The organism is Cellulomonas persica, assembly GCF_007989825.1.
In the GTDB taxonomy this organism is placed as follows: Bacteria; Actinomycetota; Actinomycetes; order Actinomycetales; family Cellulomonadaceae; genus Cellulomonas; species Cellulomonas persica.
The window spans coordinates 144,343-161,145 of the sequence record NZ_BJUA01000008.1; the positions used below are offsets into that span (position 1 = coordinate 144,343).

Below are 16,803 nucleotides of genomic sequence, written 5' to 3' on the forward strand. Positions count from 1 at the left end.
CGCTAGGGTCGCGGCGTGAGCGGGGTCGCGGAGGTCGTCGTCGGGCTCGTCGTGCTCGTCGGGCTGTTCGGTGTCGTCGTGCAGGTGCTGCCGGGCGCGGTGCTCGTCGCGGGCGCCGTGGCGGTGTGGGGCGTCGTCACCGGCGGGACGGTCGGCTGGACCGTGGTCGCGGTCGCGGTGGTCGCGACGCTCGCCGCGGCCGTCGGCAAGTACCTGCTCGCCGGTCGGCACCTCAAGCGCGCGGGGGTGCCGAACAGCACGCTCGTGTGGGGCGGGCTCGCCGGTGCCGTGCTGTTCTTCGTGATCCCCGTCATCGGGCTGCCGATCGGGTTCGTCGGCGCGACGTACCTCGCGGAGTGGGTGCGCGTGCGCGACCCGCGCGCCGCGCGCGCGGCGACGGTCGCCGCGATGCAGGCCACGGGCCTGTCGATCCTCGTCGAGCTCGCGGGCGCGATGGTCGTCACGCTCGCGTGGCTCGTCGGGCTCGCCCTCACGTGACGTCCCGCGCCCCTGGGCGCGCGTGACGCCGCGCGTGCGTCGTCCGTCCGTGTGGGCGGGGGGACCTAGGCTGGGCGGGCCATGACGTCGCTCTTCGATCACCTGCCTCCTGCTGTCGGCGCCTCGGGTGCCTCCCTCGGTGCTGCCTACGGCGCGGCGCTCGGTACGGGCCGCGGCACGGCCGCCGCGCGCTCGCACACGGGCGAGTCCTCGGGGCTCCCGCTCGTCGTCGCCCCGCGCGCAGACGTCACCGACGAGCCGGACGACGACGCTCGTCGTGCCCGCCGCGAGCAGGACGAGTCCGAGCGCGCCGCCCGTGCGGACGCGCTGCTCGAGGGGCTCAACCCGCAGCAGCGTGAGGCCGTGCTGCACCACGGCGGCCCGCTGCTGATCGTCGCGGGCGCCGGTTCGGGCAAGACGCGCGTGCTCACGCACCGCATCGCGTACCTGCTCGCGACGCGGCGGGCGCGCGCGGGCGAGGTCCTGGCGATCACGTTCACGAACAAGGCCACCGCCGAGATGCGCGAGCGGGTCGGCGGGCTCATCGGGCCGGCCGCCGCGGGTCGCATGTGGGTCTCGACGTTCCACTCCGCCTGCGTGCGCATCCTGCGCCGCGAGGCGGCCACGCTCGGGATGCGCTCGAGCTTCTCGATCTACGACTCGGCCGACTCCCAGCGCCTGCTCACGCTCGTCGCGCGCGAGCTCGACCTGGACCCGAAGAAGTACCCGGCCAAGGCGCTGGCCTCGAAGATCTCCGCGCTCAAGGACGAGCTCGTCGACCCCGAGTCGTTCGCAGCGACGTCGGGCAGCGGCAACGACTTCGACGCGGCGCTCGCGCAGGTCTACACGCGCTACCAGGCTCGGCTGCGTCAGGCGCACGCGCTCGACTTCGACGACCTCATCATGACGACGGTGCACCTGCTGCAGGCGTTCCCGGCGGTCGCCGAGCACTACCGGCGGCGGTTCCGGCACGTGCTCGTCGACGAGTACCAGGACACCAACCACGCGCAGTACGTGCTGGTGCGCGAGCTCGTCGGGACCGGCGACGGCGACGTGCCGCGCGGTGAGCTCACGGTCGTGGGCGACGCCGACCAGTCGATCTACGCGTTCCGCGGTGCGAACATCCGCAACATCCTCGAGTTCGAGGCGGACTACCCCGACGCGCGCACGATCCTGCTCGAGCAGAACTACCGCTCGACGCAGACGATCCTGTCCGCCGCGAACGCGGTCATCAGCAAGAACCCGGGCCGCAAGCCCAAGCGGCTGTGGACCGACTCGGGTGCGGGCGCGCAGATCGTCGCGTACGTCGCGGACGACGAGCGTGAGGAGGCTCGGTTCGTCGTCGAGGAGATCGACCGGCTGGGTGACTCCGCGGGCGTGCGGCCCGGGGACGTCGCGATCTTCTACCGGGCGAACGCGCAGTCGCGGGTGATCGAGGACGCGCTCGTGCGCGTCGGGCTGCCGTACAAGCTCGTCGGCGGCACGCGGTTCTACGAGCGGCGCGAGATCAAGGACGCCATCGCGTACCTGCGCGCGGTCGCGAACCCCGACGACGACGTCAACCTGCGGCGCATCCTCAACGTCCCCAAGCGCGGGCTGGGGGAGCGCTCGGAGGCGATGGTCGCGTCGTTCGCCGAGCGCGAGCGCATCTCGTTCGGGGCCGCGCTCGAGCGCCTCGACGAGGTCCCCGGCCTCGGCACGCGGGCCGTCACGGGGCTGACTGCGTTCGTCGAGCTCATGTCCGGGCTGCGTGCGCTGGCCGCGACCGCGGGCCCGGCCGAGGTGCTCGGCGCGGTGCTCGACCGCAGCGGCTACCTCGCCGAGCTGCGCGCGAGCGAGGATCCGCAGGACGGCTCGCGCGTCGAGAACCTCGCCGAGCTGCACGCCGTGGCGACCGAGTTCGAGCAGAGCGACCCCGACGGCGACCTCGCGGACTTCCTCGAGCGCGTCTCGCTCGTCGCGGACTCCGACCAGATCCCGACGCCCGACGGTGGGGACGGCGACGCCGACGACAAGCCGGACCCGGGTGTCGTCACGCTCATGACGCTGCACACCGCGAAGGGGCTCGAGTTCCCGGTGGTGTTCCTGACCGGCATGGAGGACGGGACGTTCCCGCACATGCGGTCGCTGTCCGACCCCGACCAGCTCGCCGAGGAGCGGCGCCTCGCGTACGTGGGCCTGACGCGTGCCCGCGAGCGGCTGTACATCTCGCGCGCCGCGATCCGTACAGCGTGGGGCGTGCCGAACGAGTTCCCGCCGAGCCGCTTCCTCGGCGACCTGCCCGACGAGCTCATCGACTGGCGCCGACGCGAGTCCTCGACCTCGCAGCTGCGCGGCGGGTGGGGCTCGGGCTTCGGGTCGGGCGGCCGGGGGTCGTCGGGCGGCTACGGCACGAGTCGTGCGGGCTCCGGCGGGTACGGCAGCGGTGGGCGTGAGGCGCGCGAGCAGCGGCCGGCGCTGCCCTCGACCGGCGCGACGTTCGGCTCGGCCACGCCTCGTCCCGCTGCGGCGATCCCGCAGCTCGAGATCGGCGACCGGGTCACGCACGACGCGTACGGGCTGGGCTCGGTGGTCGCTCTCGAGGGCACCGGCCACAACGCCGTCGTGAAGGTGGACTTCGGGACCGAGGGCACCAAGCGGCTCCTCCTGCGGTTCTCGCCCGTCACGAAGCTGTAGCCGCGGCCTCACACGAACGGGGCACGGCGCCCCCGCGAACGTGTGCCCGGTTCGTACGAACCGGTGTGTCCTGCCGGGGCCCCTCCGGGGGGCCCTTAGCGTGGTCCCATGAGCCAGCGGAACGAGGTGCACCGGTGACGACCACGTCCTCGCGTGCCGCCTCCGGCGCGGGCGTCGCCACGGACTCCCGGCTCGCCGGGGGCACTGTGCCCACGGACTTCGAGGCGATCGTCCATCCCGGCTCTGAGCAGGGCGAACGCGCCCCGCGCGAGCGTCCGGTCCGGCACGAGGGCCGCATCCGCGGGCTCGACGGGCTGCGCGCGATCGCGGTGCTCGCCGTGATCGCCTACCACCTGTGGCCGGGCGCGGTGCCGGGCGGGTTCCTCGGTGTCGACGTGTTCTTCGTCGTCTCCGGGTTCCTCATCACCACGCTCCTGCTGCGGGAGATGACACGCGAGGGCGGGGTGAGCCTCGGCGGCTTCTGGAAGCGGCGCGCGCGGCGACTGCTGCCCGCACTCGTGTGCGTGCTGCTCGTCGGCACGGTCGCCGCCCGCCTGGTCGAGACCGACCTGCTCGTCGGCGTGCGCCGGCAGTGGCTCGGCGCACTCACGTTCTCCACCAACTGGCTCGAGATCAGCGCGGGGACCAGCTACTTCGACCAGACCGCGCCCGAGCTGTTCCAGCCGTTCTGGTCGCTCGCGATCGAGGAGCAGTTCTACCTGCTGTGGCCGCTCGTGCTCATCGGGCTCGTGCTCGCCGCGGGTGCGCTCCGGATGCGGTCGGGCGCGCGGGTGATCGCCGTCCTCGTCGCTGCCGGTGGTCTCGCCAGTGCCGTCGCCATGGCGCTCCTCTACTCGCCCGGCGCCGACCCGACGAACGTCTACTACGGCACCGGCACCCACATGTTCGGCCTGCTCGCGGGAGCGGCCGTGGCGATCGCCGCGAGCGGGCGCGCGCGCCTCCTGCCCGACACCGCCTGGGCGCGTGCCGTGCCGTACGTCGCGCTCGTCGTCCTCGTCGGCCTCGGCGCCACGATGGCCGCGGACAGCACGGCGACGTACCGCGGCGGCATCGCGCTGGGCTCGCTGGCGGCGCTCGTACTCGTGGTCGCGTGCGCGCAGGAACGGCCCGCCGGGCTCATCCGGGCGCTCGAGCTGCGGCCCGCCGAGTGGGTGGGCGAGCGCTCGTACGGCCTGTACCTGTGGCACTGGCCCGTGATCCTCGTCGTCGGGGCGACGTTCGGCGACGCGCCCGGATCGACGCTGTGGTGGCGCACGCCGCTGGTCGCCCTGCCCATCACCTTCCTGCTCGCCGCCGCGAGCCACCGGTTCGTCGAGACGCCCGTGCGTCGCGAGGGCTTCCGTGCCGTGGCGCGTCGGGCCCTCGCCGCGCTGCGCGGCCCGCGCCCGAGCGCGCGGGTCGCCGCGGTCGCGGTCGCCGTGCTCGCGCTCGGCGCGGTCGTCTCGGTCGCCACTGCGCCGGCGGTCTCCTCGACGCAGCGCGCGATCGAGGCGGCCCTCAAGGAGATCGCCGACCGCGAGGCGCGCGCGGGCGAGGACGCGCCGAAGGGCACGCCGACCGGCGCGGCCACGCAGGCCCCGACCACGGCCCCGACGGACGCCCCGACGAAGGCGCCCACGCAGGCACCGCCGAGCACGCCGTCAGCACCGGCGCAGGGCGGCGCGGCCGTGATCGACGGCGCCGACGTGATCGGCTTCGGTGACTCCGTCCTGTCGGCCGCCGCTCCCACGCTGTACGACGCGTTCCCGAAGATCGCGATCGACGCCAAGCCCATCCGCAAGTGGCTGGACGTGCCCGAGCTGGTGCGCGCCGCCGAGAAGGCCGGCCAGCTGCGTCCCGTGGTCCTGCTCGACTTCGGGACGAACGGCGGGTTCAAGTTCGACGGCTCGATGGAGGCCTTCGAGGAGACGCTCGACATCATCGGGCCCGACCGCCAGGTCGTGATCTACACGATCGTCGGCATCAGCTACTGGGTCGAGGACGCGAACGCCGCGATGGTCGACGCCGTCAAGGGCCGGCCCAACGTGCATGTCGTCGACTGGCACCGGTACATCAGCAAGCACTCCGGGCTGCTGCACGCCGACAAGACCCACCCCAACATGAAGGGCGTCGTCGCGTACGCCGACCTGCTGCGCGAGGAGCTGACGAAGCTCGCGTCGTGAGGGCTCAGGCCGCCTGGGCCCACGCCGCGCTCACGGCCTCGCGCACCGCGTCGTCGCGCAGCCCGAGCGAGCTGAGCACGGCACGAGCGCCGGACTCGGGCGCGCGCACGGCCGCGAGCAACAGGTGCCCGCTGTCGATGCGGCGCCGTCCCGTGCGGATGGCCTCGCGCAGCGCGAGCTCGAGCAGCTTCTTGGCGTCGGGCGCGAATGCTCGCGGTGCCGTGCTCGGCGTCGCATCGAGCGCTCCGGCGCCGAACGTGGCCTCGACCTGCGCGCGGATCGCGTCGAGGTCGACGCCGATCGAGGCGAGCGCCTCGTCGTCGAGCCCCTGCCGGGCACGGACCGCCGCGGCGAGATCGTCGGGGTGCACGCCGAGAGCGGCGAGCGCGTCGTGCGCGGGGCCCTCGAGGCGGGCCGCGGCGAGGAGGACGTGCTCGGACGCGATCCGGTCGGCGCCGAGCGCGCCGGCCTCCGCGGCCGCGTGGGTGACGGCCTCGCGTGCGTCCTGCGTGAATCGTTCGAACATCAGCGCACCACCTTGTCGGACTTCCCGTACTTCTTGTGGACCGCCTGCCGGGTGACCCCGAGGCAGTCCGCGATCTGCTGCCAGGACCAGCCGAGGCGGCGGGCACGTTCGACCTGCAGCGTCTCGAGCCGGTCGGCGAGCGTGCGCAGCGAGCGCACGGCGCGCAGGCCTTCGGCGGGCTCCGCGGAGCCCGCCGCTGTGAGGAGAGCGTCGGTCCCGGTCATGGTGTCAATGTAGGTTGACAGCGTCGACGATGTCAACCGACATTGACGCGCCGCGCGGCGATGGTGGCAGCACTGCGGTCGGGCGCACGCCGCTCTACCGTGGCCGCATGAGCATGGGTGGCGGGCCGGGCGTACGCGGCCACGGCATGGGCCGTCCCGTCGACGAGGCCGCGCAGCGCCGGCTCAACGCGCAGGCCCCGCCCGTCCCGCAGCTCGGCCGCCGCGTCGTCGCGCTGTTCCGGCCCTACCTCGCGCGGATCGTCGTCACGGGCGTCATCGTCGTGGCGTCCGCCGCGATCGCGGTGATCCCGCCGCTCGTCGTGCAGCGGATCTTCGACGACGCGCTGTTCCCGGCCGACGGGACGGGACCCGACCTCGACCTGCTCGTCGGACTCGTCGTACTCATGATCGGGCTGTTCCTGCTGTCCGCAGCGCTCGGCGTCACGCAGACCTGGCTCACGTCGACGGTCGGCAACCGCGTCACCGGGGACCTGCGCGTGCGGCTGTTCGAGCACCTGCAGGCGATGGAGCTGGGCTTCTTCACGCGCACCAAGACCGGCGTGATCCAGTCGCGGCTGCAGAACGACGTCGGCGGCGTCGCCGGTGTGCTGACGAACACCGTCACGACGATCCTCGGCAACGCCGTCACGGTCGTGGCCTCGCTCGTCGCGATGCTCCTCATCGACTGGCGCCTGACGCTCGTCGCGGTCGTGCTCATGCCCGGCCTCGTCGTGGTGCAGCGCCGCGTCGGGCAGGCGCGGGCGCGGATCGCCGCCGAGACCCAGGAGTCGCTCTCCGAGCTCACGTCGATCACGCAGGAGACGTTGAGCGTGAGCGGCGTCCTGCTGTCCAAGTCGTTCAACCGGCAGGCTGCCGAGTCCGCGCGGTACCGCGCGGAGAACGACAACCAGGTCCGGCTGCAGGTGCGCCGCGCGATGAGTGGCCAGGGGTTCTTCGCCGTCGTCCAGGTGCTCATGGCGAGCGTGCCCGCGGTCGTCTACCTCGTGTCGGGCTGGCTCATGCAGGGCGACGGCGCGACGATCACCGCGGGCACGGTCGTCGCGTTCACCACCGTGCAGGCGCGACTGCTCGGCCCGCTGATCGGCCTCATGCGGGTGGCGCTCGACGTGCAGACGTCACGCGCGCTGTTTGCGCGCATCTTCGAGTACCTCGACCTGACGCCCGTGATCGAGGACGACCCCGCCGCGATCGACGTCGCTCAGGCGCCCGGGCCGCTCGGTCGCGTCGAGTTCCGCGACGTCGTCTTCCGGTACCCCGACGCCGCCCCGGACGCGCGCCCGACGCTGGCCGGCATCAGCTTCACGGCCGAGCCCGGGCGGCACGTCGCGTTCGTCGGACCGTCCGGCGCGGGCAAGACCACCGTGCTGTACCTCGCGCCGCGGCTGTACGAGGCCTCCGACGGCCAGGTGCTGTTCGCCGGCGAGGACGTCCGGCGCCTCACGCAGGCGTCCGTGATCGAGAACGTCGGGATCGTCTCGCAGGAGACGTACCTGTTCCACGCGACGATCCGCGAGAACCTCACGTACGCGAAGCCCGACGCGACGGACGAGGAGATCGTCGCCGCGTGCCGTGCTGCGAACATCCACCACGTCATCACCGGCTTCGTGGACGGCTACGACACCGTCGTCGGCGAGCGCGGCTACCGGCTGTCGGGCGGCGAGAAGCAGCGCATCGCGATCGCGCGCGTGCTCCTCAAGGACCCGCCGGTGCTGCTGCTCGACGAGGCCACCTCAGCGCTCGACACCGTCTCCGAGCGGGTGGTCCAGGAGGCGCTGGACAACGCGGCCCGCGGGCGTACGACGCTGTCGATCGCGCACCGGCTCTCGACCGTCATCGCGGCGGACACGATCCACGTCGTCGAGGCGGGCCGGATCGTCGAGTCCGGCACGCACGCCGATCTCGCCGCGGCCGGCGGGCTCTACGCCGAGCTCGCTGCGCAGCAGCTCGCGGCGTCGCGCATCCTGGAGGAGGAGTCGCAGCCGCCGGCGGACCATCCCGACCGGCGCGCCGACCGGGCGCCGCTCGACGACCGCGCCGACGAGGTGCTGGACGACGAGGTCCCGCTCGACGTCCCGGACGACGAACGCATCGCCGACGCGACGGGAGGCCCGCTCCTCGACCGAGCGGTGCTCGGTGGGCAGCCCGGCCCGGTCATGCCGTCCCCGCCGGCCAGTGGCCGTGCGGGAGCGACGTCTGCGAACGGGCCGCGCCCGTCACGTTGACCAGCGCGAGCGCCGCCGCGCCCTGCGCTGCGGTGAACGCGGCGACGGCGGACACGACCATGCCGGTGTTGACCGCTGCCTCCTCGACGATCACGAGCAGCCCGGCCCAGGAGAGCACCACCGATCCGAGCGCGGCGATCGCCGCGACCATCGCGGTCAGGAACTTGGCGAGGATGACACCGAGCGCCACGTAGAGCGCGAGGCCGGCGGCTGCGCACGCGCACAGCGACGCCGCGACGACGCCCGAGACGGACTGCACCTGCGCGGCGGCGGGGGACTGGCCCGCGACCGCCGCGCGGTAGGTCGACGCCGCCTCGCCCGTCCAGGTGAGCGGAGCGCGCAGCGCGTTCGGGTGCGTCGTCGCGGCCACGCCCGAGACAGGAGGTCCGACCTCGGTGACCCACTCGAAGGCGCGCACGAAGAACAGGGCGGGCGCGGCCGCACCCTCGAGCAGGTCGCCGAGCGTGGCGAGCAGCTCGCGCCCGAGCTCCTGGAGCCGGTCCGCGCACCAGGTCAGGCCGTCGGCGAGGAGGCCGGGCACCCACCACTGACCGAGGGTGTCGTCGAGCGTGGGCGTGATCTGCGCCATGCGCGCGGTCAGGGCTCGCATCCCGGAGCGCAGCTGCTCGATCGTCGCGTCGTAGGTGGCGGGGCTGAACCCGCTCGGGTCGAACCGGCCGGTGTCGAGCACGGAGGTCTCCTTCTGGACGGTGGGGTGACGCGGGGGGTGGTGCGCGGCAGGAGGCCGTCGGCGGGCGTGCGCTCAGTAGGCGCCCGCGACGTGCGCGGAGACCTCCTCGTCGCGCCGTTCGTACGCGTCGGCGTTGGCGCGCAGCGCCCTGGCGACCTCGGACATCACCACCGCGCCCTCACGGCACCGCGCGGCGACGTGCGCGACCGCGTGTCCGTAGGCGTCACGCATGACGAGGAACACACCCGCCTGCAGGGCGCTCATGCTCAGGGACTCGGTGACGTCGGCGACGCCGGCGAGCGTCGAGCCCTGCTCGTCCCACGTCCGCGCCTCACCCCGCAGCGCTCGCAGGACGACGTCGAGCGCGCCCTCGCTCATGAGCGTTCGTGCGCCGCGACGACGCGCCCACCGCTCGCGCTCAGCGGGTCCGCGGTCAAGGCCCGCAGGTGCGTGAGCACCTCGGCGAGGAGCTCGTCGGAGACCGCGGGGGCCTCGTGCTCCCGTCGTCGGGCCAGGTCCTGCACCGCGGCCTGCACGGCGGCCGAGAGCAGCGTGGTCAGTGCGGCAGCGCTCGCCTTCGCGACGCGAGGCCCGTGCAACGCGACCGCGACGATCCCGCCGCGTCCGACCGTGACCTCCACGTCGCCGTCGAGCTCACGACCGACGCCGAGCGTGGCTCCCAGCTCGGTCGCGGACGCGTGCGACGCGGCGGCCAGGGACGAGATCGCGATCTCGGCGAGCTCGTCGAGAGGACGGGGAGTGCCCGCGGAGGGCGCCCGGCGCGCAGCGTCGGGCACCGCGTGCGTTGCGGCGGTGCGGACGCCGGGCTGCCGCGTCCGGCGCGCGGCGGCCTCCTGCAGCGCCGCGCGTGCCTGCGCGTCGAGGTCACGCGCCGCGGCCCTCCCGGCGTCGACGACCGCGCGGGCGAGGGTCTGCGGCGTGGCGCGAGCGTCCCAGCGGTCGGCGACGAGCACGCGCGTCGGCGTGCCGTTGCGGTCGAGCACGACGCCCGCGAGGCGGTCGACGTCCCATGCCGTCGTCTCGTACGGAAGGCCCTCTCGCACCCGGTGCACGGCACCCGCGACGTCCGCCGCGCTCCCTGCGACACCCGTGGGCGTCGCGTCGATCCGGTCGGACATGTGTGGCCTCCCTGCCTGTGCCTGCCGCGCGACGTGCGGCGGACGTGCCGCGTCGTCGTGCGTCGTGCTGTTCTTGTACTCGCCGTGCGTGGCGGTCGACTGCCGAGACCCGACCGCCGAGACCCGACCGTCGGTGCGCCGGTGGCCTCCGCGGTTGTCCCGCGAACGACAGAAACGGACACTAGAGCCCGATCCGGACGTTTCGCAGGCGATCTCACGGACTTGTGGACGTCGAGGAGTCACCCGGTCCGGATCTCTCGATGTGAAGAGATCCACATCTCTCGATGTGAAGAGATCTCGTGCAGACGGCTAGCATCGATCCGCAGCACACGGCCGCACCGAGGCCGCCGACGCGCGGCCGACGAGAGGAACTGGGACCACAGTGGACCTGTTCGAGTACCAGGCACGGGACATCTTCGAGAAGCACGGCGTACCGGTGCTCGGTGGCATCGTCGCCACGACACCGGACGAGGCGCGCGCCGCGGCCCAGACGCTGCTGGGGGACACCCCGGGCGTCGTCGTCGTGAAGGCGCAGGTCAAGACCGGCGGCCGCGGCAAGGCGGGTGGCGTCAAGCTCGCGCGCTCCGCCGACGAGGCCGCCGAGCAGGCGTCGCAGATCCTCGGCATGGACATCAAGGGGCACACCGTGCACCGCGTGATGATCGCCGCGGGCGCGAAGATCGCCAGCGAGTTCTACTTCTCCCTCCTGCTGGACCGCGCCGAGCGCCGCTACCTCGCGATGTGCTCGGTCGAGGGCGGCATGGAGATCGAGCAGCTCGCGGTCGAGCGCCCCGAGGCGCTGGCCAAGGTCGCGGTCGACCCGCGCGTGGGGATCGACCAGGCGAAGGCCGACGAGATCGTCGCCGCCGCCGGGTTCGACGCCGCGATCGCCGGCAAGGTCGCCGACGTGCTGCAGAAGCTGTGGGTCGTGTACCGCGACGAGGACGCGACGCTCGTCGAGGTCAACCCGCTGGTGCTGACCGAGGACGGCGACATCGTCGCGCTCGACGGCAAGGTGTCGCTCGACGCCAACGCGGACTTCCGGCACGCGGACCACCTCGAGCTCGAGGACGCCGCCGCGGCGGACCCGCTCGAGGCGCGCGCCAAGGAGAAGGACCTCAACTACGTCAAGCTCGACGGCGAGGTCGGCATCATCGGCAACGGCGCGGGGCTCGTCATGAGCACGCTCGACGTCGTCGCCTACGCCGGCGAGAAGCACGGCGGCGTCAAGCCCGCCAACTTCCTCGACATCGGCGGCGGCGCGTCGGCCGAGGTCATGGCCGCCGGTCTGGACATCATCCTGACCGACCCGCAGGTCAAGTCCGTGTTCGTCAACGTCTTCGGCGGCATCACGGCGTGCGACGCGGTCGCCAACGGCATCGTGGCGGCGCTCGAGATCCTCGGCGACGAGGCGAGCAAGCCGCTCGTGGTGCGCCTCGACGGCAACAACGTCGTCGAGGGCCGCCGGATCCTCGCCGACGCGAACCACCCGCTGGTCACGCTCGCCGACACGATGGACGGCGGAGCGGACAAGGCCGCCGAGCTCGCGAACGCCTGAGACGACGAGAGAGAGCAACTGACATGGCGATCTTCCTCACCGAGGCCAGCAAGGTCATCGTCCAGGGCATGACCGGGTCCGAGGGCACCAAGCACACGACGCGCATGCTCGCGTCCGGCACGAACGTCGTCGGCGGCGTGAACCCGCGCAAGGCCGGCACGAGCGCGTCGTTCCCGCAGGGCGAGGGCACGGTCGACGTCCCCGTCTTCGGCTCCGTGACCGAGGCCATCGAGGCCACGGGCGCCGACGTGTCCGTGATCTTCGTGCCGCCGGCTCACACCAAGGGCGCGGTCATCGAGGCTGTGGACGCGGGCATCCCGCTCGTCGTCATCATCACCGAGGGCGTCCCGGTCGCCGACACCGCTGAGTTCTTCGCCTACGCGCAGGACAAGGGCGTGCGTCTCATCGGCCCGAACTGCCCCGGCCTGATCAGCCCCGGGAAGTCGAACGTCGGCATCATCCCGGCGGACATCACCGGCCCCGGCCGCGTGGGCCTGGTCTCCAAGTCCGGCACCCTGACCTACCAGATGATGTACGAGCTGCGGGACTTCGGGTTCTCGTCGGCGGTCGGCATCGGCGGTGACCCGATCATCGGCACCACGCACATCGACGCGCTCGCCGCGTTCGAGGCGGACCCGGACACGGACGTCATCGTGATGATCGGCGAGATCGGCGGCGACGCCGAGGAGCGTGCCGCCGAGTTCATCAAGGCGCACGTGACCAAGCCGGTCGTCGGCTACGTCGCGGGCTTCACCGCGCCCGAGGGCAAGACGATGGGCCACGCCGGCGCGATCGTGTCCGGCTCGTCGGGCACGGCGCAGGCGAAGAAGGAGGCCCTCGAGGCCGCGGGCGTCAAGGTCGGCAAGACGCCGTCCGAGACCGCCGCGCTGGCGCGCGAGCTGCTCTCCGCCTGACACCCGTCACGACGAACGCGCCGTCCCGGTCCGCCCGGAGCGGCGCGTTCGTCGTTCGCCGGCGCATGCGACGTTCGCCAGGGCGGCCCGGTGCCATCGTGTCCCCGCGCACCGGGATGTGAGGGACTCGTGAGGATGCGTCGGATGTCGGGACGCGCCGGGCGGCGTGCCGGGTTCCGGGTGCGCGTGCGGCGACGATGAGGCGGTGAGTGTCCTGACCGGTGAGCGCGACCGCCCGCGCACGCGCCCCGGCGCCGCGCCCGGCCGCAACGGACGCTCCTCCGCGTTCTTCGTCAGCGCGCTCGACGGCTCGCCCCGCTGGGTCGCGGGTGCCCTCGCGGCGCTGCAGGGCGCTCTGCTGTCGCTCCTCGTCGTCGTCCTGCCGGCGGTCGCCGCCTACGTCGCGACGTCGGCCGACCCGGCGAACGAGGGCGTCGAGTGGTTCCGCTCGGTCGTCGTCGGGACGAGCCTGTGGGTCGCCGGGCACGGCGTGCCGCCCGACGTGGCGGGCGCCCAGGTCACGCTGGTCCCGCTCGGGATCACGCTGCTCGCGGTGTTCACGTCCTGGGCGTCGGCGCGGCGGTCCGGGGTGGTCGAACGCGCGGCGTTCCTGTCGGGGACCGTCACGTACGCGCTGGTCGTCGCGGTGCTGGGCGCGCTCGTCGGTGGTCCGGCCGCGGGGCTGCGCGGGCTCGTCGGTGGCGCGCTCGTCGGCGGGACCGGGATCGCCGCGGGGTTGCTCGCGCGGCCGGAGGCCCCGCCCTGGCGCGAGCTCACGCGGCCCGTGCACGGGCGGCTGCCCGTCGTGATCGCGACCGCGGTCGAGGCCGCCACCGTCGCGTTCGCCGCGCTCGTGCTCGTCGCCGCGTTCGTCGTGACCGCCTGGGTGCTCGCGGGTCGCACGACGATCGTCGCGATCGCCGAGGCGCTCGGCGTCGACCTGCTCGGTGGGGCGGTGCTCGCGCTCGCCGAGCTCGCGTTCGCACCGGTGCTGGTCGTGTGGGCGATCGCCTGGGTCGCCGGGCCCGGGTTCGCCGTGGGTGAGGGCTCGCACTTCGCCGTCGACACGATGGCGGGCGGCACGCTGCCGGCGGTGCCGATGCTCGGCGCGCTGCCGGGTGCGGACCTGACCGGCGGGCCCTCGTTGCTGGCGCCGCTGCTCGTCGTCGCGTGCGGCGGCGTGGCCGGCTGGTACCTGCACCGGGGGCTGCGCTCGCGCGACGGGCTGCGCGCCTGGAGCGCGACCGCGGCGTGCCTCGCGACGGCCCTGCTGACCGGCGTGGCCGTGGCCCTCGTGGTCCTGCCCGCGTCCGGCGGGATCGGCCCGGGGCGGATGTCCGAGATCGGTGCACCCGCCCTGCTCGTCGGCGGATACGTCGCGCTCGAGATGCTCGTCGGCGCGCTCGTCGTGGTGGTCCCCGCCGACCGCCTGCTGCGCGCCGCCACCGTGCAGGCGATCCGGCGCGGGTGGGGGCGGCTGCGACGGTCCTAGCTCCCGGCCGTGCCGGCGCCTAGCGCGGGGTGCGGCTCTGGAGCCACTCGTCGACCGACTCCTTGAACTGCGTCTCGCACTCCTGACGCGCGCTGATGGTCAGCGCACCGGCGAGGCACTCCTGGCGGTCCAGGTACAGCGGCCACATGAGGGCCATGGCGCTCGAGACGACGAGCCAGAACGCCGCGAGCCCCACGCCGCCGATGAGCATCCCGGTGAGCGCGCCGCGCACGCGCGCCCGGACGGCTCGCACGAGTGCGCGCGCGCCGACGACGAGCGCGAGCACGGTGAAGGCCAGGCCGGCGGCCTGCCACGGGACCGGGAACGAGCTCGTGAGCACCGCGGCGAGCATGAGAGCCGCGAACGTCCGGGCGCTGCGGGTGATCGCGGCAACCTGCTCGGGGTCGGGTGCCGGGGTCTCGTGCGGCGGGGGAGCGACGGGGCGCTGCGCGGGCGGCAGCCCCCAGCCCGCCCGGGGTCCCTGCTGCTGCGCGGGGCCCGGCTCGGGGTCGTCGCGCTCGTGGGTGCCGCTCGCGGGCGCCGCGCCGTGGGTCGGCCGGTCGTCCGGCGGCGCGTAGGGGTTGCTCACGCACCCATTCTCGCCCAGGCGTCCCACACGTGCCGCAGCCCACCGCGCACCGGCGGCGCCGTGGCGTCCACCTCCTGCCAGCGGGCGTTCGCGGGTGTCAGCGGGTCAGGTGGGTGCGCCACCAGGACACGGTCTCGTCGACGATCTCGTCCCAGGGCGTCGGGGACAGTGCCAGGAGCGACTCAGAGGCGGTCGAGTCCATCTCGAACGGCTCGACGAACTGGTAGCGGGTGCGGTGCACCTCGCGCAGCACGGGCGAGACGACGCCCGCCGCAGCGAGCACGGCACCGGGCACCGGGGCGATGCGGGGCACGGCCGTCCCCGCCCGGGCGGCGAGGCGGGAGGCGAGCTCGCGGTAGGTCAGGGGCGGGTTCGTCGGCGCCAGGACGGGGCGTCCCCAGGCGGCGTGCGTGCGTGCCGCGGCGGCCATCGCGGCGACCATGTCGGGCAGGTAGGTCCACGAGTGCGGCTGGTCCGGGTCGCCGATCGGGCGCGCGGTGCCGCCGCGCAGCACGGGCCGCAGCAGTCGGTCGCCCGCGTGCGCGTCGCCGGTCGCCAGCGGGCCGAGGTAGTCGGACGCGCGTACCTCGGTCGCGCGCACGTCGCCCGCCGCCGTGCGCGCCGCCGTCTCGTGCCACATCGCGGCGCGCACGCGACCTTTGGCCTCGGTGCTGGACAGCGGTGTGTCCTCCCGCATGACGCCGCTTCCGGCGCCGTAGCCGTACAGGTTGGCCGCCACGACGAGCACCGCACCGGTCGCCTGCGCGGCGTCCAGCGCGGCGCGGTGCAGGCCGGGCCACGCGGTCGGCCACCGGTCGTAGCGGGGGTTGGCGCACTGGTGCAGGGCGACGGCGCCGTGGGCCAGTCGGGCGAGGGTCCGGGCGTCCGAGGCGTCGGCCGCGACATGCGTCCACGGTCCGGGTACGGCGGGGCGCGTCCCACCCTCGGTCCCGCCGGACCGGGAGATGACGAGGACCTCGTGCCCGTGCGACGTGAGCAGCCGGGCGAGCGACGTGCCGACCGGCCCTTTGCCGATGATGACGTGACGGGGCATGGGTGCTCCTGGACGACGGGCTCCGACGACGGTCGGAAGCGTGAGCGGTGCTCTCGAATGAGATCAATGCTCACGCTTGGCGCCGACGCCGTCAAGAGCGGCGATCACATTGATGAGCACTGCTCGCGTCAGGCATCATCGGGCGATGAGCCCGGACGCCCCCACGACCCCACGCGCGCGGGCCCGTGCGGCCTTCCGGGCCGACCTGCTGGCCGCCGCGCGTGCGCGGATCGCCGCCGAGGGCGCCGCGCAGCTCTCGCTACGGGCCCTGGCGCGCGACCTGGGGGTCGCCTCGTCCGCGGTGTACCGCTACGTCGAGTCGCGCGACGCCCTGCTGACGCTGCTCATCGTCGAGGCCTACGACGAGGTCGCCGACGCGTGCGAGCGCGCCCTCGCCCACGCCGCCGCGAGGTCGGCGACACCGGGGCAGACCTGGCTCGCGGTGGGCCGGGCGTTGCGCAGCTGGGCGGTCGAGCACCGCCACTCCTACGAGCTCATCTACGGCACGCCCGTGCCGGGGTACGCCGCGCCCCGGGACACCATCGCGCACGCGACGCGTGTGTGGGCCGCTCTGGCGACCCCGCTCGTCGACGCGCACGCGCGCGGCGAGCTGGGTCCGTCCCCGGCCGACGGTCGCAGCGACGGCCTGGTCGCGCCGCTGGCGATCGAGCTCGCGCGCAGCCTGCCCGGTGCCGGCGGCCCGGCTACGGCGCAGGCCGGCTCGTCCGAGCAGGTCGCGGCGCTCGTCGTACGGTCCTGCACGCTGTTCGAGGCCCTGCTCGGTGCCGTCGCCGCCGAGCTGTTCGGCCACCTGACGAACGTCGCCGCCGACCCCGCACGGGCCTTCGACATCACGCTCGCGAGCGTCGCAGCGGGAGTCGGGTTGCGCGTGGAGCTCGAGGGCTAGACTCGTCACGGCCGTGACTGGCGAAGGTGGGACCGACCACCGGGGAGCGGCTGAAGTGCCCCTGCAGTGCACCGCCCGCCTGGGTGCCTGGGTCCCACCTCGATGCCGA

General features: G+C 73.9%; 15 protein-coding genes and 1 riboswitch. Of the genes, 8 read left to right on the plus strand and 7 right to left on the minus strand.

All coding sequences use genetic code 11. The features are described from left to right. Window positions 1–15: 15 nt before the first annotated feature. From CPE01_RS09840 to CPE01_RS09850, 3 genes are all read left to right on the plus strand, one after another. Complete coding sequence (locus tag CPE01_RS09840) at window positions 16–498, plus strand: DUF456 domain-containing protein (RefSeq protein ID WP_146806469.1); 483 nt, start codon at window positions 16–18, stop codon at window positions 496–498. 81 nt (window positions 499–579) lie between these two features. Further along, a complete protein-coding gene (gene pcrA, locus CPE01_RS09845) occupies window positions 580–3,174 on the plus strand; it encodes a DNA helicase PcrA (RefSeq protein ID WP_146806470.1) in 2,595 nt (864 codons plus the stop codon). Between the two features lie 134 nt (window positions 3,175–3,308). Beyond that, window positions 3,309–5,357 carry an acyltransferase family protein gene (locus CPE01_RS09850; protein ID WP_246783850.1) on the plus strand — a complete coding sequence of 683 codons (2,049 nt, stop codon included), beginning with the start codon at window positions 3,309–3,311 and terminating at the stop codon, window positions 5,355–5,357. Between the two features lie 4 nt (window positions 5,358–5,361). Here the strand turns inward: CPE01_RS09850 and CPE01_RS09855 are convergent, their stop codons facing one another. Together CPE01_RS09855 and CPE01_RS09860 are read right to left on the minus strand one after the other, a co-directional pair. Beyond that, window positions 5,362–5,883, minus strand: coding sequence for a Clp protease N-terminal domain-containing protein (locus tag CPE01_RS09855; RefSeq protein WP_146806471.1), 522 nt, complete (start codon window positions 5,881–5,883; stop codon window positions 5,362–5,364). Then, on the minus strand, window positions 5,883–6,107 hold the full coding sequence (locus tag CPE01_RS09860) for an RNA polymerase subunit sigma-70 (protein WP_146806472.1): 225 nt from the start codon (window positions 6,105–6,107) through the stop codon (window positions 5,883–5,885). The genes CPE01_RS09855 and CPE01_RS09860 overlap by 1 nt, the downstream gene beginning before the upstream one ends. Before the next feature lie 113 nt (window positions 6,108–6,220). On the opposite strand from CPE01_RS09860, the gene CPE01_RS09865 reads away from it, so the two are divergent. Further along, window positions 6,221–8,350, plus strand: a complete 2,130-nt coding sequence (locus CPE01_RS09865) for an ABC transporter ATP-binding protein (protein ID WP_246783856.1) — start codon at window positions 6,221–6,223, stop codon at window positions 8,348–8,350. Here CPE01_RS09865 and CPE01_RS09870 read toward each other — a convergent pair. The 3 genes from CPE01_RS09870 to CPE01_RS09880 all read right to left on the minus strand — a co-directional run bounded on the left by CPE01_RS09870 (window position 8,280) and on the right by CPE01_RS09880 (window position 10,180). Further along, entirely contained in the window at window positions 8,280–9,041 is a 762-nt protein-coding gene (locus CPE01_RS09870; RefSeq protein ID WP_146806473.1) for a hypothetical protein, read from the minus strand. The genes CPE01_RS09865 and CPE01_RS09870 overlap by 71 nt on opposite strands. Before the next feature lie 72 nt (window positions 9,042–9,113). Next, window positions 9,114–9,419: a type VII secretion target gene (locus tag CPE01_RS09875; RefSeq protein ID WP_146806474.1), complete on the minus strand. Its 306-nt coding sequence runs from the start codon at window positions 9,417–9,419 to the stop codon at window positions 9,114–9,116. Next, window positions 9,416–10,180 (minus strand): hypothetical protein, encoded by a 765-nt coding sequence (locus tag CPE01_RS09880; RefSeq protein ID WP_146806475.1) that lies wholly within the window; start codon window positions 10,178–10,180, stop codon window positions 9,416–9,418. The genes CPE01_RS09875 and CPE01_RS09880 overlap by 4 nt, the downstream gene beginning before the upstream one ends. A gap of 382 nt (window positions 10,181–10,562) precedes the next feature. On the opposite strand from CPE01_RS09880, the gene sucC reads away from it, so the two are divergent. The 3 genes from sucC to CPE01_RS09895 all read left to right on the plus strand — a co-directional run bounded on the left by sucC (window position 10,563) and on the right by CPE01_RS09895 (window position 14,144). Then, the gene (gene sucC / locus CPE01_RS09885; protein ID WP_146806476.1) at window positions 10,563–11,738 is read left to right on the plus strand and encodes an ADP-forming succinate--CoA ligase subunit beta; all 1,176 of its coding nucleotides are present in this window, start codon (window positions 10,563–10,565) and stop codon (window positions 11,736–11,738) included. A 23-nt stretch (window positions 11,739–11,761) separates the two neighbouring features. Then, a complete protein-coding gene (gene sucD, locus CPE01_RS09890; protein ID WP_146806477.1) occupies window positions 11,762–12,652 on the plus strand; it encodes a succinate--CoA ligase subunit alpha in 891 nt (296 codons plus the stop codon). A gap of 205 nt (window positions 12,653–12,857) precedes the next feature. Further along, complete coding sequence (locus tag CPE01_RS09895) at window positions 12,858–14,144, plus strand: cell division protein PerM (RefSeq protein WP_246783851.1); 1,287 nt, start codon at window positions 12,858–12,860, stop codon at window positions 14,142–14,144. A gap of 19 nt (window positions 14,145–14,163) precedes the next feature. Here the strand turns inward: CPE01_RS09895 and CPE01_RS09900 are convergent, their stop codons facing one another. Then, the gene (locus CPE01_RS09900; protein ID WP_146806479.1) at window positions 14,164–14,733 is read right to left on the minus strand and encodes an SLC5/6 family protein; all 570 of its coding nucleotides are present in this window, start codon (window positions 14,731–14,733) and stop codon (window positions 14,164–14,166) included. Window positions 14,734–14,830: 97 nt separating this feature from the next. After that, window positions 14,831–15,787, minus strand: a complete 957-nt coding sequence (locus CPE01_RS09905; protein ID WP_146806480.1) for an NAD-dependent epimerase/dehydratase family protein — start codon at window positions 15,785–15,787, stop codon at window positions 14,831–14,833. A 145-nt stretch (window positions 15,788–15,932) separates the two neighbouring features. Here CPE01_RS09905 and CPE01_RS16430 point away from each other — a divergent pair, with 145 nt between their 5' ends. Then, complete coding sequence (locus tag CPE01_RS16430) at window positions 15,933–16,694, plus strand: TetR-like C-terminal domain-containing protein (protein ID WP_186811489.1); 762 nt, start codon at window positions 15,933–15,935, stop codon at window positions 16,692–16,694. Between the two features lie 3 nt (window positions 16,695–16,697). Further along, window positions 16,698–16,786: riboswitch (ZMP/ZTP riboswitch) on the plus strand. The last annotated feature ends 17 nt before the right edge of the window (window positions 16,787–16,803 follow it).